The organism is Virgibacillus oceani (assembly GCF_014638995.1).
Classification (GTDB): Bacteria; Bacillota; Bacilli; order Bacillales; family Amphibacillaceae; genus Virgibacillus_E; species Virgibacillus_E oceani.
Window position 1 is genome coordinate 31,584 of record NZ_BMFR01000006.1, and the last position, 22,894, is coordinate 54,477.

The 22,894-nt window shown below is 39.6% G+C and carries 20 protein-coding genes and 2 riboswitches; of the genes, 12 read left to right on the plus strand and 8 right to left on the minus strand.

The window, feature by feature from the left end; genetic code table 11:
• Positions 1-5 precede the first annotated feature (5 nt).
• Genes IEV74_RS09085 through IEV74_RS09095 form a run of 3 tightly spaced genes read left to right on the plus strand, consistent with a single transcriptional unit; the run spans position 6 to position 2,146 of the window.
• Positions 6-476: a (2Fe-2S)-binding protein gene (locus IEV74_RS09085; RefSeq protein ID WP_188455204.1), complete on the plus strand. Its 471-nt coding sequence runs from the start codon at positions 6-8 to the stop codon at positions 474-476.
• On the plus strand, positions 469-1,539 hold the full coding sequence (locus IEV74_RS09090) for an XdhC family protein (protein WP_188455066.1): 1,071 nt from the start codon (positions 469-471) through the stop codon (positions 1,537-1,539). Before IEV74_RS09085 ends, IEV74_RS09090 begins: the two co-directional genes overlap by 8 nt.
• Positions 1,505-2,146 (plus strand): NTP transferase domain-containing protein, encoded by a 642-nt coding sequence (locus IEV74_RS09095; RefSeq protein WP_188455067.1) that lies wholly within the window; start codon positions 1,505-1,507, stop codon positions 2,144-2,146. The genes IEV74_RS09090 and IEV74_RS09095 overlap by 35 nt, the downstream gene beginning before the upstream one ends.
• 1,370 nt (positions 2,147-3,516) lie before the next feature.
• On the opposite strand, the gene IEV74_RS09100 is transcribed toward IEV74_RS09095, so the two are convergent.
• The 6 genes from IEV74_RS09100 to IEV74_RS09125 form a co-directional block, all read right to left on the minus strand.
• Positions 3,517-3,894: a hypothetical protein gene (locus IEV74_RS09100; protein WP_188455068.1), complete on the minus strand. Its 378-nt coding sequence runs from the start codon at positions 3,892-3,894 to the stop codon at positions 3,517-3,519.
• Between the two features lie 17 nt (positions 3,895-3,911).
• Entirely contained in the window at positions 3,912-4,103 is a 192-nt protein-coding gene (locus IEV74_RS09105) for a capping complex subunit for YIEGIA (protein WP_188455069.1), read from the minus strand.
• A gap of 18 nt (positions 4,104-4,121) precedes the next feature.
• Positions 4,122-5,003: a YIEGIA family protein gene (locus IEV74_RS09110; RefSeq protein ID WP_188455070.1), complete on the minus strand. Its 882-nt coding sequence runs from the start codon at positions 5,001-5,003 to the stop codon at positions 4,122-4,124.
• Positions 5,004-5,359: 356 nt separating this feature from the next.
• Positions 5,360-5,857 carry a hypothetical protein gene (locus tag IEV74_RS09115; RefSeq protein WP_188455071.1) on the minus strand — a complete coding sequence of 166 codons (498 nt, stop codon included), beginning with the start codon at positions 5,855-5,857 and terminating at the stop codon, positions 5,360-5,362.
• A gap of 9 nt (positions 5,858-5,866) precedes the next feature.
• On the minus strand, positions 5,867-6,916 hold the full coding sequence (locus IEV74_RS09120) for a DUF3231 family protein (protein ID WP_188455072.1): 1,050 nt from the start codon (positions 6,914-6,916) through the stop codon (positions 5,867-5,869).
• On the minus strand, positions 6,891-7,895 hold the full coding sequence (locus IEV74_RS09125) for a DUF3231 family protein (protein ID WP_188455073.1): 1,005 nt from the start codon (positions 7,893-7,895) through the stop codon (positions 6,891-6,893). The genes IEV74_RS09120 and IEV74_RS09125 overlap by 26 nt, the downstream gene beginning before the upstream one ends.
• A 160-nt stretch (positions 7,896-8,055) precedes the next feature.
• Here IEV74_RS09125 and IEV74_RS09130 point away from each other — a divergent pair, with 160 nt between their 5' ends.
• The 9 genes from IEV74_RS09130 (at position 8,056) to IEV74_RS09170 (ending at position 20,173) form a co-directional block, all read left to right on the plus strand.
• Positions 8,056-9,621, plus strand: coding sequence for a spore germination protein (locus IEV74_RS09130; protein ID WP_188455074.1), 1,566 nt, complete (start codon positions 8,056-8,058; stop codon positions 9,619-9,621).
• The gene (locus IEV74_RS09135; RefSeq protein ID WP_188455075.1) at positions 9,618-10,724 is read left to right on the plus strand and encodes a GerAB/ArcD/ProY family transporter; all 1,107 of its coding nucleotides are present in this window, start codon (positions 9,618-9,620) and stop codon (positions 10,722-10,724) included. Before IEV74_RS09130 ends, IEV74_RS09135 begins: the two co-directional genes overlap by 4 nt.
• Positions 10,717-11,898 (plus strand): Ger(x)C family spore germination protein, encoded by a 1,182-nt coding sequence (locus IEV74_RS09140; RefSeq protein WP_188455076.1) that lies wholly within the window; start codon positions 10,717-10,719, stop codon positions 11,896-11,898. Before IEV74_RS09135 ends, IEV74_RS09140 begins: the two co-directional genes overlap by 8 nt.
• Complete coding sequence (locus IEV74_RS09145) at positions 11,899-12,060, plus strand: hypothetical protein (protein WP_188455077.1); 162 nt, start codon at positions 11,899-11,901, stop codon at positions 12,058-12,060.
• Positions 12,061-12,258: 198 nt separating this feature from the next.
• Positions 12,259-13,221: an AAA family ATPase gene (locus IEV74_RS09150; protein WP_188455078.1), complete on the plus strand. Its 963-nt coding sequence runs from the start codon at positions 12,259-12,261 to the stop codon at positions 13,219-13,221.
• Positions 13,221-14,489 (plus strand): DUF58 domain-containing protein, encoded by a 1,269-nt coding sequence (locus tag IEV74_RS09155; protein ID WP_188455079.1) that lies wholly within the window; start codon positions 13,221-13,223, stop codon positions 14,487-14,489. Before IEV74_RS09150 ends, IEV74_RS09155 begins: the two co-directional genes overlap by 1 nt.
• Before the next feature lie 416 nt (positions 14,490-14,905).
• A complete protein-coding gene (locus IEV74_RS09160; RefSeq protein ID WP_373284320.1) occupies positions 14,906-16,687 on the plus strand; it encodes a DUF4129 domain-containing transglutaminase family protein in 1,782 nt (593 codons plus the stop codon).
• 78 nt (positions 16,688-16,765) lie between these two features.
• Positions 16,766-16,867, plus strand: a riboswitch (purine riboswitch).
• A gap of 115 nt (positions 16,868-16,982) precedes the next feature.
• A complete protein-coding gene (gene guaA, locus IEV74_RS09165; protein ID WP_188455081.1) occupies positions 16,983-18,521 on the plus strand; it encodes a glutamine-hydrolyzing GMP synthase in 1,539 nt (512 codons plus the stop codon).
• A gap of 93 nt (positions 18,522-18,614) precedes the next feature.
• Positions 18,615-18,716, plus strand: a riboswitch (purine riboswitch).
• Between the two features lie 122 nt (positions 18,717-18,838).
• Positions 18,839-20,173 carry an NCS2 family permease gene (locus tag IEV74_RS09170; RefSeq protein WP_188455082.1) on the plus strand — a complete coding sequence of 445 codons (1,335 nt, stop codon included), beginning with the start codon at positions 18,839-18,841 and terminating at the stop codon, positions 20,171-20,173.
• A gap of 574 nt (positions 20,174-20,747) precedes the next feature.
• Here IEV74_RS09170 and IEV74_RS09175 read toward each other — a convergent pair.
• Together IEV74_RS09175 and msrA are read right to left on the minus strand one after the other, a co-directional pair.
• A complete protein-coding gene (locus IEV74_RS09175; RefSeq protein WP_188455083.1) occupies positions 20,748-21,926 on the minus strand; it encodes an MFS transporter in 1,179 nt (392 codons plus the stop codon).
• A 437-nt stretch (positions 21,927-22,363) separates the two neighbouring features.
• Positions 22,364-22,894, minus strand: coding sequence for a peptide-methionine (S)-S-oxide reductase MsrA (msrA, locus tag IEV74_RS09180; RefSeq protein ID WP_188455084.1), 531 nt, complete (start codon positions 22,892-22,894; stop codon positions 22,364-22,366).

Below are 22,894 nucleotides of genomic sequence, written 5' to 3' on the forward strand. Positions count from 1 at the left end.
AAAATATGCAAGCTGGCCAGTTAATTTCGTTAGCCATCAATGATCAGGTAAAGGAAGCCTATGTACGGAATTCAGATACATTGTTGTATACTCTTCGGGAGCAGTTTGGGCTTGTTGGGGCAAAACCTGGATGCAACAACGGTGATTGTGGAAGCTGCACTGTTTTAGTAGATGGAATTCCCATTAATTCCTGTCATATTCTTTCAGTAGAGGCAGTCGGGCACAAGATAACAACGATAGAGGGATTAACAGATTCAACAATACAGCAGGCATTTATCGGCAACTGGGCTATTCAGTGCGGTTACTGTACACCGGGTTACATACTCAATATCTATGCACTAATTCAAACGTACCCAGATGCCGATGATGCTATGATAAATGAATGGTTAGAGTCCAATATTTGCAGGTGTACAGGGTATCAGGAAATTAAAGAGGCGGTTAAAAATACATTGATTGCGAGAAAAATAAATGAGTAGTATACATGAAATCATGGAAAAAATGGAATCCATTAATGAAAGATGTGTGCTGGCGACGGTTATACATGTCGAAGGATCTGCTTATCGAAAAGAAGGAGCATCCATGCTGTTTACAGAAAATGAACAGCAAATAGGGATCATAAGTGCCGGCTGTCTAGAAACGGATTTAGCAATTCAAGCAGCTGAATTGTTAGGAGATAACTTACTAAGCTCCAGGACAATTTCGTATGATTTAAGTTCTGAGGATGATCTTTCATGGGGGCGTGGAGCTGGTTGTAATGGGAAGGTCCACGTATTACTGGAAAAAGTAGATTCAGTGCTGAAAGAAAATCTAAGTATTGTGAAGAGACACCTAATGAAGGGTATTCCGGTTGTTTCGATAAGGATATTGGAAAAAGATTATTCCGTACAAAAGCATGGTTTTATGGCGGATGAATATCATACTTTTGGGAATCAGCATATTATCACTGATTCTATCATTCATGCCGCATTTAAAGGAAATAAATCGCGTATTCACTATATGGATGATATCGGTCAACATGTCTTCATTCAACATTTCCAGCCAAAGCCCCGATTATTTATCTTTGGTGCGGGTCCAGATGTTAGACCATTTGCTGCAATGGCAATACAAACGGGCTTTTCGGTGAGTGTTTGGGACTGGCGCAGTGCTTATTGCAATGAAATGTATTTCCCAGGTGCTACGCTTCTAAAAGGTGTGTCCATCGGTGGCGCATTGGGGGGCATAAACTTTGTTCCTAGTGATTCCGTAGTTATGATGACACATGATTTTCAAAAAGATAAGGAATTACTTAAACATTTCTTAGCCTGTAAGCAAATTGGCTACTTAGGTATATTAGGACCGCGCAGGCGTACCTCTAGATTATTAGATGGCAAGGAGATTCCAGAGCACCTGCACTCCCCTGTGGGTCTTCCAATAAAAGCAGATGGTCCCGAAGAAATTGCTATTAGTATTATTGCTGAGCTGATACAGTCGCAGCATCAGCTTTCGTTAAAAGAGGGGTTGTTCCGTGCGAATAGCAGGTATTTATCTAGCAGCGGGTAACAGTAAAAGATTTGGGGAGAATAAATTAACCCAGAAAGTCGGAAAAGATTCATTAGGAAGTATGGCATTGAAAACAGCATTAAAAACAGACCTTGATAAAATTGTAGTGGTTACACAAAAGGAAGATTCACCTGCATGGCTTACCTTAAGTCATTTTAAAAGCCGTATCGTTCATGCTTTTTGCCCTGAAAACGCAGAGGGACAAGCAGCTTCCTTAAAATGTGGATTACACCATGCGAAAAAGATTGGCGCAAATGCAGTGCTTATCATGTTAGCCGATCAGCCGTTAGTTTCGGCAGATATGATTGATGCCATCTTAAATGAATATAAAAAAATACAAAAGAAACAAAATGTTTCTTTTGTAGCTTCGATCTATAATGGGATACCGCATCCACCAATTTTATTCACACATCAAATGTATGATGAATTGTTTAACCTCCACGGTGATGCTGGTGCCAGAAAAATAGTCAGAAATGATAAATGGAAAGGAAATGCCAGATTTTTGGCGTTTTCCGACAGTAACCTTTTTTTCGATGTAGATACACTGGAAAACTATTATACGCTACAACATATAGTTGGGGAAAATACGGGACTAGGAGATAACTAAAAAGTTGTTTAAAAGAAGAACGATTATAGGATGGAATGCGTAGAACGTTACTTTTTCAACGGTAGGAACTTAATACGTAATGTAAAATGCGACAATAGAACTATGTAAATTTTGCATTTTATGATACTCTTTTACCCCGCAGCCCCGCTTTCCGTGGGCGGGGATCAACCCCAGAGCCAGAACATCAACCCGAGAGCCAGAACATCAACCCCAGAGCCGGAAGATCAACCCGAGAGCCAGAACATCAACCCGAGAGCCAGAACATCAACCCGAGAGCGAGAACATCAACCCGAGAGCAGGAACATCAACCCGAGAGCCAGAACATCAACCCGAGAGCCGTAGCATCAACCCGAGAGCCAGAGCATCGACCCGAGGGCGGGAACATCAACCCGAGAGCCAGAGCATCAACCCCAGAGCCAGAACATCAACCCGAGAGCGAGAACATCAACCCGAGAGCCAGAACATCAACCCGAGGGCGGGAACATCAACCCGAGAGAGCGAACATCAACCCGAGGGCACGAACATCAACCCGATAGCCAGAACATCAACCCCAGAGCCGAAGTATCAACCCGATAGCCAGAACATCACCCCGAGAGCCAGAACATCAACCCGAGAGCGAGAACATCAACCCGAGAGCCAGAGCATCAACCCGAGAGCGAGAACATCAACCCGGGAGCCAGAGCATCAACCCGAGAGCCGGAGCATCAACCCGAGAGCCAGAACATCAACCCGAGAGCGAGAACATCAACCCGAGAGCCAGAGCATCAACCCGAGAGCGAGAACATCAACCCGGGAGCCAGAGCATCAACCCCAGAGCCAGAACATCAACCCGAGAGCCAGAGCATCAACCCGAGAGCGAGAACATCAACCCGGGAGCCAGAGCATCAACCCCAGAGCCAGAGCATCAACCCCAGAGCCAGAACATCAACCCGAGAGAGCGAACATCAACCCGAGGGCACGAACATCAACCCGAGAGCGAGAACATCAACCCGATAGCCAGAACATCAACCCGAGGGCGGGAACATCAACCCGAGAGAGCGAACATCAACCCGAGGGCACGAACATCAACCCGAGAGCGAGAACATCAACCCGATAGCCAGAACATCAACCCCAGAGCCGAAGTATCAACCCGATAGCCAGAACATCAACCCCAGAGCCGAAGCATCAACCCCAGAGCCGGAACATCAACCCTAGAGCCGGAACATCAACCCGAGAGCCAGAACATCAACCCGAGAGCGAGAACATCAACCCGAGAGCGAGAACATCAACCCGAGAGCAGGAAGATCAACCCCAGAGCCGGAGCATCAACCCCAGAGCCAGAACATCAACCCGAGGGCACGAACATCAACCCGAGAATCAGCAACTTTTGGTTAATTTTTATTCAGTGATTGCTGTGCAAATGTTAGGGTTTGCCCAGCTTGGTTAATTTCATGGTAAGCCTGTTCTAATTGCTGTTTAGCACTTTCAGGAAGACCTGTTATCATTTGTGTTTCCAGCGTTTTTAGGTTTTGCAGCTGCTGTAACGCAAATTGAAGTCGCTGATCTGCAGTCTGAAATAAATCATCCTGTCCCGTTTGAACTTGTCTAATGGATTGCTGCGCTTGCTGGATGGTTTTATCCACGTTTTTCAATAGTTCTTTTAATTGGGACGATTGCTGTGACTGTGGGACTTGCTGGACCTGATTCGGTGTTTGCTGCTTTATAGTCTGCTGTTCCTGAAACTGTTGTCCGACTGTTTGTTTATTCATTCTATTCAACTCCCTAATTATGTTATTTTAGTGTTATGATCAACTAGGATGAAAGTTCCATTTTTCAAATCATGTGCGGTAGCATCCATAATCTTTTCTAAGGAAAAGGCTATTTGTTTTTGTTCTTCTTCATTTTTCGCGATGAATATTGCTACCCCGCCTGTGACTAATGATGGATTCAATGAAACAATAGCAACAATTCTTGACATCCTTAAATCACTCCCGCTCTATGAATTTGTTGGAAGGCGTATAGCGTTTTCTAAAGTTGGTGCCCCTTTTACAATGTTTATAACCTGATTTGGGTCCTTTTCACGTGGTAAAAGGAAAAGCGCCAATTCTCCACTATCTAAATCTAGCTTGGCCATCGGAACAAGGGCTGGTTCCGATGAATCACGATAAACCCCTAAAATAACGGACAAATTGTGCAATATTGCTTGCCTTTGACCGAGGTCGGATAGTGTTACCTTTGCACTTTTATCCTTTGGAGTTAATAATACTCCCATACCATTTTCTTCAATTATTTTGATGTCCTTTGGAAGCCCGACATTCATGATATAGGTGGAACCAACATATAAATCCGGACCATCTACCCTAACATCCATAAGGCGTACATCCGCAATTTCTTTAAGAGCTTTTCCAGATTTAAACCACCTTGAAATAAATAACGAAACAATACCTGCTAAAATCCCCCAATACCAAGCAAAAAGCATTGTAAATCCTGATGCAACAAGAGCACTAAAGATAACCAAATAATTTCTGCCTTCGAATACCATTGCAATTCCCTCAATATATGCCGTACCCCTTGGCACAAGTTCCATTTCATCAATATTGGTAAGTGTTTCCCGTTCCATTTTACGTACATCGCGAAATTGCTGAGCAGCCAAGGCAAGAAATGTTACAGCTGTATATTCTTTATTGAGAAGGGCGGGGACTACAAGCGCCCCTAAACCCGCAGCAATAAAACCAAGGGAAACTTGAATTATCTTACCGTGAGGATATGTTGGGTATTGCCGATAGTCAGTTCTGAGCATCATAATTCTAGAGGTCATTCCAAAAAATACCCCGATAATGATGCTAAGGGTTTCAGGCTGCATTAATGTAGATAACATATTTATTCACCTTCTTGATGTAGTTAGGTCATCGTAGTACACATATTTTTAAGTCCTATTGTGTGCGTGATCGTTCAATAAAATCCAGTGAAAAATTGAACGATTAAACATCTATCCGACAATTGTTAAAAGAAAGATGGACATATATAGTATTGGTAGAATCTAAAGGCGGATTTGGCTATCAGCATCCAATTTTCGTATTACTGCTTTTTATTATGTGCACGATGCATTTTAATATGTAGTAAACACTAATTTGCATGAATATTGATCGTCTGGAATAGGAATTTTAAAATAAAAACAAACGTAAAGATTCAGATTTAACAGCGAGTCTTTACGTTTGAAGTTGATTGTATCGTTTATTCAATTGCACGGGACTTCTCATCACCAAACTTCAGCAAAATTCTTCGGATAATTGCCCCGACGAATATTCCAATCGGTAAAGATAGTATGGGCAGCCACATTGGACCGATTAAATGTCCGAATATAGTAAGCTTAGGTGAAAAGATTAACCCCAATGTTACGAAATATGCGGAAAAAACAAAAGGCATGTAAGCGTAAGGCTTTTCTCCGCCACCAGCATCCTTGTAAGCATCCCAGATAGAAAAAAAGTACAAACATGGATAAAACATAAGCCATTGATAATTTGTTTGTTCGATTGCCCCTGTGATTTCACCGTGAAAGCTCAAAACGATTATTTGGTTAAAGTTAGCAAAGACGTTTACAACAAACTCCGCAATAATTAGAATAATACCTTTAACATATTTCGAATTTAATAATTGCCCAAACCCCGGAAATGCAATACTCCATAGCAGCAATTCTAATGGATCTTTGTTTTTTTCCTGTTTATTTATCATTAATCCACCCTATTTCGCCAGTTTTTTTCTATCTGCTGCTATAGGGGGCTGTTCCATCCAGCCATTTTCGATCATGATGTTTGCCCCCTTGTTGGAATACTTGGCAATTTCCGCAATTAATCGGGCATATTGTACGCCTAAATCATGTCTTGGGCTAATGGACATGGACGTACCGTATTGCCCCATACCAGAAGCAATAAGTGTAGTAATTAGAAACATCATTAGCTTATCTGAGAATGGAGAAGCTGTTGAGTCTGTTACCTCCGATGTTAATATGCGTGCCCCTTCAGAAATATAATCATCACGTAATAAAGAGGTAAAAATGTCTAACTGTTTTGCCGATATATCCCTGCCTTTCTCAAAATACTTTCTTACCTCTTTTGAACCTGCCACCTGTGAAAAACCAGTAATAAGTGCTTGACCCAGTGCATTACGTCTTGCATTCAATACTAGTGCCGTAATTTCAACACCAAGCAGCGGTCTGCGATCACCGAACCATCCAGTTAGGAAACTGTCATCTGTGACAAACTCAATTTGCTTTGCTTTGGGAATTTGCGGATAACGCACATACAGCCTATTATTTTTGGCTATTTCCTTTACCTTCTTATTTATCTCATGTGACTCGTTTAATGCATCGGAATAAAAGTGGATAATGTCGTCGCGTTCAACCTGTGATAACGCTAATCCATATATGGCCATATGAAATCCACCCATTTGAAGTAATAATTCAACATAAATCCTGTCTGAAAAAAGCCGTGGTGCGTCCAAATTAACATCCTTTTCTAAAAAACCTTGTGGAACAGGATAGTTATCATTGTTAAAAATTTGGGTTAATTTCTTTTTGTGCTGCTCTGAAATAGATAGCATTTGTTCCAATATCGATTTTACTTCCTCATTATCAACATTCTTTAGAAAATGCTGTAAACCGCAAATTAGCATTGTGTCATTTTGATAGGATGTCCAAAGACTGGAAATCTCCGCAGCTGTCAGTTCAGTTTTTTGGTCATTGTTTTCCATTATGTTCACTTCCTCATTATTGGGGTTTTGATAATTCTTCACGATCCACCATACGTGGTGGTTCCTCCAACCATTCATTGTCTATCATTATATTGGCACCATCCTCTGAATATAAGGCTATTTCCGCACTTAGTCGTGTGTACGTTGTTACTAAATCTCTTCTAATATTTGTTGTTATGCTCATTCCGTAAAAAGCAATTCCAAGGGTAATCATTGCAGTTACATGGCTCATTATTAATTTGTCGGAGAAAGGTGACACCTCATTGGCTTGTGTTACCATTGAGTCTGATCCCGATGGTGTAGGAATATCACCTTCACTCAATACAGAACTAAATACGTTTACATGTTTTTTTGCTATTTCAATTCCACGGACTAAATAATCTTTTACTTCCTTGGATTTTGCTACTTGGCTGAATCCTGTCAAAGTTGCAATTCCTAAATTATTACGCTGCATATTTGAGTACAGGTTTGTAATTTCCATGCCCGTTAAAGGTCTTCGTTCCCCAAACCATCCTGTTAGAAAGCTTTGTTTTTTGACAAAGTCTATCTCTTTCAGTAATGGGATGGCGGGTGGCTTAACAAATAGCCCTTTTGTTAATGCAATCAGTAATGCTTTTTGATGAATCTCATTATATTGTCTAAGTCCTTCTGAATAAAAAATATATATGTCTTCCCTAGTAACCATAGGAATAGCTGTCGAGAAAGCCACCATTCCTAACTGGCCCATTTGAATAGCATAATGCAGCATGAAATTGTCAGTATACAGTCTTGGTGCATCTGCATTGATATCATTGTCCGTAAAACCAATCGGAATTGGGAAGTTTTCCTTTTCAAATATTTGTTTGAGTTTACTTAAATGGGATAATTCCAAAGCTAGGGCATCCTGTATGACAGGTTTTATCTCCCCGTCTTCCGTCTTTTTATCGAAATATTTTAGAACAGCTGATGTTAAACTGGCATTCTGATATGCCCCCCATATTTGCGCATGTTCTGCAGATGTAAGTTGAATGTTTAAGTCCATTTTTGAATTTTGCTCCTCCTTGATATACGTTTGTTTATCTTAGTTTCTCGAATTTCAGCAGACTTATTCACCAATGAATCCAGCTTCAGCAGGTTTGTATAAAATAATACAAAGATGGGAAACAAAAGGTAAAGCCTTATTTCAGAGCGAGGGGGATTATATGTCACTAGGGTCGTTGTTTAAACGAAATAAAAAAGATACAAAGGATAAGAAACAGAATGGAGACGAGGATTTTTCCGTTGAGATTGTTAATAATTTGGATAAAAATTTAGACAATCTTAAAAAAATGCTGGAAGAACCAAATGACCTTGTTATCCGGGAATTTACGATTCGCCACACGAACCATAGAGGTGCATTGGTAATAATCGACGGTTTGGTGGATCAAGATACAGTTGATAATAAAATACTAATGCGCCTGCAAAGGGTAAATGAAAGAAAGGATTTACCTAATGATAACAAAAAGCTGTTAGATGTTATTTATCAGGAGCTTATTTCTGTAAGCGATATTAAAAAAAGCAAAACGTTGGACGATGCAACGAACAGTTTGCTTTACGGAAATACCATTTTTTATTTAGAAGGTATCGACACTGTGCTTATTATGGATACGAAGGGCTGGGAAAGCCGTTCCATTGAGGAGCCAATGTCAGAACCTACTATTCGTGGTCCACGAGAGGGATTTGTTGAAAATTTACGAACCAATATGGTGCTCATTAGACGCCATATTCGGGACCCAAATCTGCGTTTCAAAACACACCAGATAGGACGCCGTTCCAAAAAAAACTTAGTTGTAACATATATTGAAGGTGTTGTTCATCCGGATCTGGTAAAGGAAATTAATCGAAGGCTTAAGACAATTGATATGGATGATGCCCCGGAATCCGGTTTTATTGAACAATGGATTGAAGATAGTTTTATTTCTCCGTTTCCACAAATAATGAACACGGAAAGACCTGACAGAGTAGCTATTTCATTGTTAGAGGGAAAGGTAGCAATTATATTAGATGGAACACCCTTCGTACTAGTTGCGCCATTTAATATAGGTGACGCCCTCCAATCACCGGAAGATTATTATGAGCGTTGGACGATCGGTACCTTATTGAGGTCTCTAAGATATCTTGCAGCATTTATTTCGATATTTGCACCAGCACTCTATATCGCACTCATTTCTTTTCATTCAGGAATGATTCCATCCAAGCTTGCATTTTCAATTGCTGCCACAAGGGAAGGGGTGCCATTTCCGGCATTTGTTGAGGCATTACTAATGGGAGTGACGATGGAATTGCTGCGTGAAGCCGGGGCGAGACTTCCGAAAACAATTGGACAAACGATTGGTATCGTTGGCGGGCTAGTTATTGGTGATGCGGCGGTTCAGGCTGGTATTGTTAGCCCAATCATGGTAATTGTTGTAGCTCTTACTGCAATTGCTTCCTTTTCATTACCAGCATACAGTGTTGCAATTTCCTTCCGAATGATTCGATTTGGGTTCATGATTGCGGCTGCTGCATTTGGATTATATGGGATTATTCTCTCGTACATTATGGTCAACATCCATATTGTAAATTTAAAAAGTATTGGCGTACCTTATTCTGTACCGTTTGCACCTAGCTTTATTTCTGATTGGAAAGACCTTGTTTTTCGTGCACCTATCCAGGCATTAACAAGGCGTCCGCAATATCTGAAAACAGATGATCCTGAATCCGGGAATAAAGGGAGGCAAGGCTCATGAAATGGTTTGAATACGGGGACGAAAAAATAAGTCATAGGGAAATAATGATTGCAATTCCTTCCATGGTAATTGGAGTGGGGATTCTATCGTTACCAAGAAGTATTGCAGGAGCAACAACTGGTTCTGATGGCTGGATTTCGCTTTTAGTAATCGGTGTATTTTTTGTTTTGCTAACATGGATAATCGCTAAAATTGCATCAAGTTTCCCTAATCAATCATTTCTATCCTATACTTCCCTGATTTTGACGAAACCTGTGGCAATTGTATTTACGTTTCTTTATACCATCGTATCAATAATGATTGCTGCCTATGAGGTTCGTGAAATATCAAACATAGCTAAGCAGTATTTATTTGACCGTACCCCGGTTGAGGTGATCTCCTTAATCTTTTTGCTGGTTGTTGTCTACGCCGTTGCGGGCTCTAGAGCTGGAATCTTCCGGTTAAATATGATGTTTTTGCCCATTATTATTTTGGTGGCATTGGCAGTATTTGTTTTCAATTTGGGCTGGTTCAGATTAGGTAATTTGCTGCCAGTTTTTGAAACGAGCCTTAGTGATTACGTGAAATCGTTTAGTACCGGTATCACATCGTATGTAGGATTCGGGATTATCTTATTTTATATTTCGCTAGCAGAAAAGCCTGAAAAAACACCGAGATTTGCTGTGATAGGAATGGGTATACCAATCGTGGTCTACATTTTGCTTTATATTACCTGTTTAGGTGTGTTCGGTCATTCTGTTACTTCCAATTTACTTTATCCAACAATTGAGCTAGCCAAAGAAATAGATATACCGGGTGGCTTCTTTGAACGGGTTGAGTCGGTTTTTTTTGTGATTTGGATAATGGCTATTTTTAATACAACTGTAATGGCATTGGATATTGCTATTCTTGCGTTAAGTTCCATTTTTAAAAGTAAGGATAAAATGAGGTTAATCCTTATTTTATCGCCACTTGTATATGTAGTTGCGATGTATCCTAAAGATATAGAAGGTATAGGAGTACTTGGGAATATAGTAGGTTATTCAGCTATAATTCTTACCTTTACAGTTACCGTATTATTAGGTGTGGTTGGTAAATTAAGGAGAGTGAAACAAGGTGATTAGTCGAAAAGTTTGTTTTATCGTCTCCTGTTCTTTTCTTTTTTTAACGGGCTGCTGGGATCAAGTGGATATTGAGGAACGGGGATTTATCATTGGATCGGCTGTCGATATGATGGGAAAAAAAGAAAATGGTGAATATGAATTACGATTAACCAATCAATTTGTAATCCCTTCTACATTAGGTGCACCAACGCAAGGGGGAGGAGACAGCGATGCATTTACAAATATATCGGCAACCGGAGAAAGTATGTTTGCGATTAGCAGGGAAATGGCCCAGCTGACAAGTCGGTCACCTTACTGGGAACACCTGAAAATTATCATTGTCTCAAAGGAAATTGCGGAAACGAAAAATTTGTTTGCTAAAATAATGGATATTTTCCTCCGCAATCCATCGATGCGCCGTAGTATTAAAGTAATAGTAGCCGACGAAGATGCAAAAAATGTTCTAGATGTAAAACCAACTAACGAGAAACTCCCTGCCTTGTATATTGAGTCCGTTATGGAAAATAGCTTCAAAACGGCATCCGCATTGGAACCTGTAAGAGTAGGACAGGTTCATGCCTACCTTTTGAATCAAAACAGCTACGTTATCCCTAAAATAACTACATCTGGGGAAGGGATACAATATGAGGGCGCTGCGGTTTTTCATGGATATGATAACAAAATGGTAGGAATGCTTGATGGGGAAGAAACAAAAGGTTTAAATCTGCTCACTGGCAATGCAAAGGAAGGAGCAATAAACATCGAGTTAGATGATAATATTCTTACCTATGAATTAGAAGATGTTAAAAGTAACTTATCTATAGATACAAAGGATAAAAACAATATTCATATATCCGTAAAAGTAAAAGTTGAAGGATCAATTGCCGAAACCTTTGGAACAGAAAATATTATTAAGAAAAAAACTTTAGACGAGGTAGAAAAACAAGTCAAAGATGAATTGGAAAAAATAATCAATCATACCATTAAAAAGGCACAAACGGAATTGAATGCAGATATATTTGGGATCGGAGACATGATAAAGGAAAGGCATTATGATTTATGGCAGCAGATTAAAAATGAATGGGACCATGGTGAAAGCTACTTCGCAAAAAGTACGTTTCATGTCGCAGTTAATGCTGAGGTGCGCGCAACAGGTTCATCAGATCAAACAAAAAAACACTGGAGTGAACGGTAAATGTGGACAAAGTATTTAGGGGGATTAGATGACATATTAGTTCTTATTTGCACAGTTTTGGCATTTTTAATACCCTTAATCATTTATAAAGTAAATCGAAAATTCCATGGTTTTGGTGATCCACCATGGAAGGAGAAGGAGAAAGGTGTGGATGAGACTTAAGTGTTTTTTTGTTTGGAGAGGTCGGAATTCCGGCTTCTCCTTTTCCATTTCCAGGGTATAAAATCTAAAAAATTTACAAATACTAGATTTTAAAATAGTTTAAATAATCGAAAACTACCTATAATTGTGCTTTTACTTACTAGTACATTTTTAGTATAGTTAATAGTAGATATTTGCGAATCAGGAAGGGGATTTCGGATGATGCAGGAGACAATTATATATAATGAAAGTATTGAAAAGGTATTAACGAATATAAATAAAGTAATGATAGGCAAGGAGGATGTTGCAGCCCTTAGTTTAGTGGCATTGTTAGCACAGGGGCATGTCCTGTTGGAGGATGTGCCGGGCGTTGGAAAAACGATGCTGGTCCGGACATTGGCTAAATCATTAGACTGTGATTTTAGAAGAATACAATTCACCCCTGATTTACTGCCGTCAGACGTTACCGGAATCTCAATCTATAATCCAAAAGAACTAGAATTTGAGTTTCGCGGAGGGCCGATTCTCGGAAATATCGTACTGGCCGATGAAATTAATCGTACCTCCCCAAAAACACAATCTGCCCTATTGGAAGCCATGGAGGAAAAAAATGTAACGGTCGATGGTAAAACAATTCCACTGAAGCAGCCGTTCTTTGTTATGGCAACACAAAATCCAATTGAATACGAGGGAACATATCCGCTTCCAGAGGCACAGCTTGACCGGTTTCTTCTAAAATTAAAAATGGGTTATCCATCATGGGAACAGGAATTAGGGATATTGGAACGAACTGCAAAGGACCACCCGATTGAACAAATAGAAGCTGTGATCAATAAGGATGAATTGATCGGCATTCAGGCAGAAGTGAAAAATGTTTACATTGATAAAAATGTTCAGCATTACATTGTGAATCTAGCAACAGGGACACGCAGACATTCAGCTATTTATCTTGGAGTGAGTCCAAGGGGTTCCATTGCGTTAATGAAGGCAGCAAAAGCTTATGCGTATATTCATGCCCGTGATTATGTAATACCGGATGATGTGAAATATTTAGCACCATTCGTTCTTTCACACCGAATCATTTTAACCTCTGAAGCCAAATATGATGGGTTATCAAGTGAACAGGTTATTCATTCGGTTATTAAGAATACGCATATCCCGATTCGAAAGGAATTTCATTAATGAATGGAACGATGCGATTTATCGGCAAGCTCGTCTTTATCGTTTTTCTATTGCTGCTGCTGTTTTCATTTGCAATGTTTCAGGGCGGTTTTGTAAGCTGGTTTTTATTTTTTAGCTATTTGCCGATCTTTCTTTATCATTTAGGTCTGCTTCTCTATCCAATCAAAAAGTGGGAGGTTACGCGAAATCTATCCCGCCATGTTATCCGTGCAGGTGACAGTATAACCGTAGTTGTAAGGGTGACAAGGGAAGTGCCTTTTCCGCTGTATTACTGTATTTGTGAGGAAGTTTTTCCAGATACTTTGAAAAAGGTTGATAACCGGAAAGAAAAATACTATCACTTGGATCAACCTGATAAATTACAGGTTAATAGAATGATAAAGAAGGTTGTGTTTCCCGGGTTCCGTAAAGAGATGGAGCTTCCATATCGAATTGAGCAGGTGCCCCGCGGGGAACATCAACTGCAGGCAGTTCGCATTAAAACAGGGGATGTATTCGGATTTATTAAGAAGGAACATGTTTTTCATGTGGCCGATCAGCTTGTTGCATACCCTAATGAAAGCAAACTTCATATATCAGAACGGGTTAGCAGCTTTGAACAAGGCTCCGTCTCCTCCTATACCTTAAATTTAAAAAATACCAATGTAGCAACAGGGATTCGTGAATACATGCCTGGTGATAAATTTTCCTGGATAGACTGGAAACAAACTGCGAAAAAGAACAACGTAATGACGAAAGAGTTCGAGCAGGAAAAGAGTACGGATACAATACTTATTTTAGACTGCTGCTATTACGTTGGGATTAATCCATTAGCCTTTGAAGCAGCAATTGAAGTGACCATTTCATTAATGGAGGCTATTCAAAAACAAGCATCACAGGTAGGGCTATTATCTGTCGGGGAAGAGACAGTTTATTATCCATTGCATCATGATCCCACGAAGAAAGAACGGATGAGACAGCATTTAACAAGGGTTCAGCCAGGGGGTAACCGCCCTTTTGCTTTAAAACTAAAAGAAGAAGTCAGGAAGCTTTCGAGTGGTAACATTATTATGATGATTACCACCAATATGGATGGGGCGATTAAGGAATCGCTGCAACAGATGAAACAACGTTCTAAAAGCGTTATCGTCCTATTTATACAAGCCAAAGCGTTAATTTCACAACAAGAGCACACAATTATCCAACAGCTTCAAATGGATGGTGTTATTGTCAATATACTTTCGGAACAGCAGTTGGTTCAAAATACGATTGAGGTGAATGTACGATGAATTTCGCCAAAGACAACAGAATTCCTTTTCTATACACCTCAGTACTTTATATATGCGGTTTTTTTCTATTTTTGGAATGGCTATACCCCATACAGCAAGTAACTGATACGAGTGATTTGAACGTCTTTATTCTATTTGCCGTGTTTTGTTTTTTGGTATCGATGCTGCAGATAAAATGGTGGTTTTCTTTTCTATTAAAAGGATTTGCCCTCGTTTTTATTATTAATAGCCTATTCATGACAACCTATGCTTTTCTCAGCAAACTATGGTTTTCGTATATTTTCATGGAAATATCTTTTAATATAAATATGTTATTTCATCAGCAATGGTATGAGTTAACACCTCTATTCCGAAGTATCTTATTTTTGATCCTGATATGGCTAATGAGTTATCTGTTACACTATTGGTTCGTCATTATGAAACGTATTTTTGTGTTTATTTTATTTACTATCATTTATTTAACTGTGCTGGACACATTTACTGTATACGATGCTGACGGTGCTATTGTGAGAACCTTTATTATCTCGTTTGTGTCGTTAGGTATGGCTAATTTGTTTAAAGAGGTAGATAGAGAGTCTATCCGATTTGCTTGGACAAAGAATTCCTGGATATGGATTTTTCCCTTAATTGCGGTTGTATTCTTTTCCACGCTTATAGGCTATGCTGCACCGAAATATGATCCACAGTGGCCGGATCCAGTACCTTTTTTAAAAAGTGCTGCTGAACAGGCTGGTGGAGGAGAAGGTGGTTCTTCTGTTCGCCGGGTTGGTTATGGGGAAGATGATTCCAGGCTTGGTGGCTCATTTGTTCAGGATTACACACCTGTCTTTCAAGCGGCTGTTAAGGATGAGCACTATTGGCGAATAGAGACTAAGGATGTTTATACCGGCAAAGGCTGGGAAAGATCTGCGGAACCAAATTATGAAACGCAGGTTAATGGGTATATAGCACTTGATACATTTTCAGATAACGTTAAAACAGAGAAACACGATACCGTAGTTGAGTTTCAAGGCAATACAATGATTGAGAAACTTGTATATCCATATGGAATCAGTCAGGTGGAAGCAGGGGAAGCTACGGCATTTTTACTTGATCAAAATTCAGGTGAAATTCGTACACGCGTAAATAATGTTGATCGAAGTCTTGCCGAATACAGCATTACGTATGATATGCCATCGTTTGCTATTGATGAATTACGCAAGGCGAGTCTAGAGGATCCGACAGCGATAAATGATCAATATACCCAGCTGCCGGAAAATCTGCCAGCTCGAATCGGCGAATTGGCAAAGGAAATTACATCATCTGATAATAATCGATATGACAGGGTGCGGGCTATCGAAAATTACTTCGGGCAAAATGGTTTTCAATATCAAACAAGCGATGTTCCAATTCCAAAAGAAAATCAGGATTATGTCGATCAATTTTTATTCGAATCAAAAGCAGGTTACTGTGATAATTATTCTACCTCAATGGTCGTGATGCTGCGGACCCTTGATATTCCAGCAAGGTGGGTTAAAGGGTTTACAAGTGGTGAAAAAATAGCAGACAATATCGGCGGTACAGATGAATCATATGACGTATACGAAGTAACAAATGCGAATGCCCATTCCTGGGTGGAAGCATATTTTCCTGGGATTGGGTGGGTACCATTTGAACCAACGCAAGGCTTTTCCAACTTAACTGATTTTGAAATTAACCTGGAAAATTTAGAAGAACAGGATGACACATTACAGGCGCCAGAACAGGAAAAGCCGGAAAAGGAATTGAAACAGGAAGAAGAGAAGGATACTGCGCCTGCTGCTGAAAACAACACGACAATGAAATTAGACATCAATTGGGGCTATGTCGCTATCGGCATTGGAATTATTATGATCCTAGCATTTCTGCTGTATCGTAAGAGATATCAATTAAGGGCAATGATGCTCTCTGTAAAATTCAGAAGCAAACATGATGCAAAGACATACCAGGAAGCTTACCATTATTTGCTGAAATTGTTATCATATAGCGGTTTGCCCAGAAGTTCGAATCAAACCTTGCGCGAATATGCTAAGCGTATTGATTCAAGGTACAGCTCTGATGAAATGGGGCAATTAACCGATTATTACGAACGGATGCTGTATAATAATGAAATAAACGAAACGGAAACAAAAAAACTCACGCAATTATGGAAAAATTTAATCAAACGAATAATGGCTTGACCAAGCTTGCGTGTGTTAGTAGAATGATAAAGTATATTAGTAAGTAAGCTGTTACCGCATTGATTAATGTAATTAAATTTGAATAATATATACGCCGTTCGTATATCCTCGAAAATATGGTTCGAAAGTTTCTACCGGGGCACCGTAAATGCTCTGACTATGAAGGCGGAATATCTGTATGGTTTACAATCATGAACCTGGATTTCTGCCTTTTTGTATTTAGATGGGGATTGTTCCTTAACTAAATTACATTTTGGATAAGAAATTCAGGTTTTTTATATGGAGGAGAGAAAAGATGGATACTAACAACGAAATGATCCTGGTATTAGACTTTGGAAGTCAATACAATCAGTTAATCACCAGAAGAATAAGAGAGTTAGGAGTATACAGTGAACTCCATTCACATAAACTGACTGCTGAAGCGATCAAGCGGATGAACCCGAAAGGCATTATTTTGTCTGGTGGCCCGCACAGTGTTTATGATGAAAATAGCTTTCGCTGTGATGAAGCGATTTTCGATTTGGACATTCCTATTTTAGGTATTTGCTATGGTATGCAGCTCATGACCTTGCATTTTAACGGAAAGGTTGAAAAGGCGAAAAACCGCGAATATGGAAAAGCACTAATTGACCTTAGTCATGATCCAATACTTTTCAAGGATACACCGAAGAATCAAACCGTATGGATGAGCCATGGTGACAAGGTTATGGAGGAACCAGCTTCTTTTCAAGTTGATGCAACCAGTCCATCAACTCCAATTGCAGCTATGAGTAATCCAAGTAAGAAATTATATGGTGTCCAATTTCATCCAGAGGTTCGTCATTCCGAATATGGGAATCATCTTTTAAATCAGTTCGTTTATGACGTATGTAACTGTGATGGGGAATGGACAATTGAGAACTTTATTGAGATGGAAGTTGAAAAGATCCAGGAAAAAGTAGGGGATCGTAATGTTTTATGTGCATTAAGCGGCGGGGTTGACTCATCTGTTGTTGCAGCACTTATTCATAAAGCGATTGGAGATCAGCTGACATGTATTTTCGTTGATCATGGGCTGCTTCGTAAAAATGAAGCGGACGATGTAATGGAAACTTTTGCGGATGGTTTCCACATGAACATTATTAAGATTGATACAAAAGATCGTTTCCTATCCAAGCTAGCAGGTGTGGCTGATCCAGAGAAGAAGCGGAAAATTATTGGAAATGAATTCATTTATGTGTTTGACGATGAATCTGCAAAACTGAAGGATATTGATTTTCTTGCGCAGGGGACACTTTATACAGATATTATTGAAAGTGGTACAGAAACAGCACAAACCATTAAGTCCCATCACAATGTTGGCGGATTGCCAGAGGATATGCAGTTTGAGTTAATCGAGCCATTGAACACACTATTTAAGGATGAGGTTCGTGAACTTGGTATTCAGCTCGGTATACCGGAAAACATTGTTTGGCGCCAGCCGTTCCCAGGACCAGGACTAGCAATTCGTGTTTTGGGTGAAGTAACAGAAGAAAAACTTGAAATTGTTAGGGAATCCGACGCTATTTTAAGGGAAGAGATTGCACTGGCTGGGCTAGACCGGGATATTTGGCAATACTTCACCGTGCTTCCGGACATTCGCAGTGTTGGTGTAATGGGGGATGCGCGGACATATGATTACACAATTGGGATTCGCGCTGTTACATCCATTGATGGTATGACATCTGATTGGGCCCGTATTCCATGGGATGTTTTGGAGAAGATTTCGACTCGGATTGTGAATGAAGTTGAGCATATTAATCGTGTTGTGTATGATGTGACAAGTAAGCCACCTGCTACGATTGAGTGGGAATAGCTAATTCAAATACGAACATTTATTATAAATATGTAATGAATGTTCGTATTTTTATTGACGTTTCGCATGTTGAATAGTAAAATAGAATTTGCAATGATAATTGAATAGGTTTTGCGTATAATTTGGGGAATATGGCCCAAGAGTTTCTACCAGACTGCCGTAAATAGTCTGACTACGCGGGTAAAGTAATCGCTTTATGTGAGTATGAAGTATTGCATTGTTTATTGGATTACTTTTTCCTGAATAGTTAAAAGGTACACTCTTGGTTTTAATCGAGGGTGTTTTTTATTTGGTTTTTCGAAAAGGAGGAGAATAACGTGAAAAAGTTTTTCCGTTTTGAAGAGTTAGGGACAAATTATCGTACAGAATTTATTGCGGGACTGACAACATTCCTTGCAATGGCATACATTTTATTTGTCAATCCATCGACACTATCGCTGGCTGGAATTGAGGAGCTGCCTGAGGGTGTAACCAGGATGGATGCTGATGCTGTTTTTGCTGCCACTGCAATCGCGGCAGCAGTTGGATCATTGTTCATGGGTGTTATCGCAAAATATCCTGTTGTACTTGCACCGGGTATGGGATTAAACGCATTTTTTGCCTATACGGTTGTGCTTGGCTACGGAATCCCATGGGAAACCGCATTATCGGGTGTACTGGCTTCTGGACTTATTTTTATTGTCTTAACACTATCAGGGCTGCGTGAAAAAATTATTAATGCAATTCCAGCCAATCTCAAAATGGCTGTAGGTGCAGGTATTGGGCTGTTTATCGCATTCATCGGATTCCAAAGTGCTGGAATTATTGTTGGAAATGATGCTACATTGGTGGCATTGGGTAATCTTACATCGCCTACAGTATTACTTGCCATTTTTGGCATTATCGTTTCTGTTATCTTACTTAGCCTGAATGTTAAGGGTGGAATTTTTTACGGAATGGTTTTGACAGCTATTGTCGGAATCATTACCGGATTGATTACACCACCATCTGGTATTGACGGCATCGTTGGAGAAGTGCCAAGTTTAGCGCCAACATTTGGACAGGCTTTTGCTCACTTTGGCGATATTTTTAACATTCAAATGCTTGTTGTTATCTTAACATTTTTATTTGTAGACTTTTTTGATACTGCAGGAACATTAGTGGCTGTTGCAACACAGGCTGGTTTAATGAAAGACAACAAATTGCCTCGTGCGGGTAAAGCATTGTTCGCGGATTCCGCTGCCACAGTCGTAGGGTCAATTGTCGGTACATCTACAACTACTTCCTATGTTGAGTCAACTGCTGGTGTTGGGGCTGGTGGACGATCAGGGTTTACAGCCGTTGTAGCAGCAGGACTATTTCTATTAGCACTATTTTTCTCCCCGTTGTTAAGTGTCGTAACTGCAGAGGTTACTGCACCAGCGCTGATTATTGTAGGGGTTTTAATGTCATCCTCGCTAAAAAATATCGAATGGGATAAGTTTGAAATTGCCGTTCCAGCGTTTTTAACAATCGTTGCAATGCCATTAACGTATAGTATTGCAACCGGAATTGCCATGGGATTTATTTTTTATCCGATAACCATGATGATGAAGGGGCGCGGAAAAGAAATTAACGGCATCATGTATTTGCTGTTTGTAATATTTATTCTGTATTTTATTTTCTTGAGTTAGAAGTAGAAAAGGCTGATACCCGATTATGGGTTATCAGCCTTATTTGTTATTTTTTGTTTCCATTATTAAAAATTAAGAATGTCTATATGAAGAGGAAGCAAGATTAATCTATGAAAAAATTAGAAATAATTATAATCCCTTGTTGAAAAAACTAAAAGACAAAATGGAACTGGAAATAGGACGAACTAATTGAAAGCATGAATTTCCGGCTTCTTAAAACGTTCATACGTGGAAGGCATAGTAAGTTGTATTATATGAATTTTGAAAAACTGAAGATGATTGAGGTTGATTAGGATACCGTATGGTGGAAGTATGAATTGTTTCCCGAAGTAAAAAGGAGGCTGGCACATAACTAAATTGTTTAACCCAAAGCTGAACATTTCACCATACTACAGAAGGAAATACACGGAGACTCCTTCGGGATGAAAAGCCTAGGGTGAGACTACGTAGAGCGATAGCTTGAAGTAGGCTAAGGCAGCGCCCGCGGAAAGCGTAGTGTATTTCCGTAGCGGTATGTATGCACCAACTATGTTTGGATTTTATTTTGGTTAAAACACTTTTATCCCAGGCTCCATTACATTTGCTCATTTCTTTGTGCCGGAACTTCCTTGCCATATGGAAGAACGTGATAAATAATCATCCCGATGGTCCCTATTAACGCACAGAATCCCATTAATAAATAGAGTGTAGTTCCTCCATAAGAATCAATCAGTGCACCGCCAGTAAGGGATCCAATAATTCCTGAAACACCAAAGAACACGGCAAAAAACACGAGGTGTCCGGTTGATTGCAATAGTTTGGGAATTAATCTAGTGATATATTGAAATGCGGATAAATAGAAAATGCCAAATGTTAAACCATGCAATACTTGAAGTGCAATGATATAGACAGGATCATCAACAGCTGAATAAATGAACCAGCGTAAACTATACAAGGCACCAGCTATCATAATGAAGATTAGTGTGTGGAATTTTCTGAACCAAAAGCCCGCAAATGCAAACACTGCTGCTTCACTAATTACTCCGACAAACCAAGCCAATCCAATTAAGCCTTCGCTTCCGCCTAGCTGTGCAATGTATAATCCTATAAAACTGTCGTTTGCCCGATGTGTAATAGTCAAAAACATGATTATTGCTAAAAAGATGATGTACGGCCTATTTGTAAGTATTTTACTGATATCTTTTAGCTGGACTGGATCTGATTCTACTTTTACATCAGTTAAACGGAATGCAACCAGCAATGCAATCGTTCCAAATAATAAATATGGCCAAATCATATATTGAACACCAATTTTGGAAAGTACCTCACCGACTATGAGGGAAGATGTGGCAAAACCAATTGATCCCCACATCCGAATCCCGCCAAATGAAACGTTGAGGTCATCAGCCCGGCGTTGTGCCAAACTGTCGCCAAGTGCACCGATTGGCGATGTGAAGAAGTAAAAAACTGCCCCCATTAGGATGATTGCAATTAAACCATTCATTTGAAAGAAAAGCACACTGCTAATAAGAAGACCAACAATACAGATTAAAAGCATACGCTTAACTGTTTTATATTTATCACTCATATAGCCCCAAAAAGGCTGCGCAAAAATAGATGCTAATGGTCCGACGGCCAGCACCCATCCAATTTCAGTACCATTTAAACCTTTATGCTTTAAATATAATGGCAAAAAACTAATAATAATGGTATTTGTCGCGTGAAAACAAAACAAAAGCATTTTTAACGGTGTCAAGGATTCATTATTTGGCAAAGCACATTCTCCTATTCTATGAAAGACGATAAAAGTCATATTATACTATTATACTGGACTGAGTTGAACAAACAAGAGGGGGAGGGAAAGCTACCTTATTGCGGAAATTTGGTTGAAAAAATGTTCAGTCTTCCTCAACCAACTAGTTTGTTAAAAAAATACATGAACATTCATCATTACCTATAAATATGGAAACCGGGAAGGGTATCTTTAACTTAATGATAATTTGTTTGTTGAAAAAGGGATTAAGAATGACAAACCTGAAGAAGGGGTACTTATCTAAATGGAACGTTAGTGGAAAATTAAGCCTAATTCCCACAATAACAAAGGAGGAATTAGGCTTTTTTATAAGGAATTACTGGTTAAAACCATGACAGAAGTGATACATTTCTATGGGCGTAATCACTTCCAGTAAAATTTAAATTTCGTTTGACATGTTACTTTTTCCAGACCTCTTCAATAAACTCGTCCCTGCCAGACTTGGCACGGTCCTCTTTGTATTCTGTTTCATTTTTTCTGTAAAAATCCTGATGGTAGTCTTCGGCAGGATAAAAAGTAACTGCAGGTAAAATTTTTGTGACGATTGGTTTTTGAAACTTACCACTTTGCTCGAGCTCTTGTTTCGTCGCCTCAGCCAATTCTTTTTGCTGAGGGTCATGATAAAAGATAGCAGTTCGATATGAATCGCCCCTGTCATGGAATTGTCCGCCATCATCTGTTGGATCGATTTGCTGCCAGTAGATTTTGAGAATATCCCGATAGGAAAAAACTGTGGGGTCATATGTTATTTCAACTGCTTCATAATGACCGGTTGTCCCTGTCTTTACATCCTCATATGTTGGATTTTTCGTTCTGCCACCAGTATAACCTGAGACAACACTGTGAATTCCTTCCCATTGATCAAATGGCTTTACCATGCACCAAAAACATCCCCCGGCAAATGTTGCTTTCTTTAATGTATTATCCAC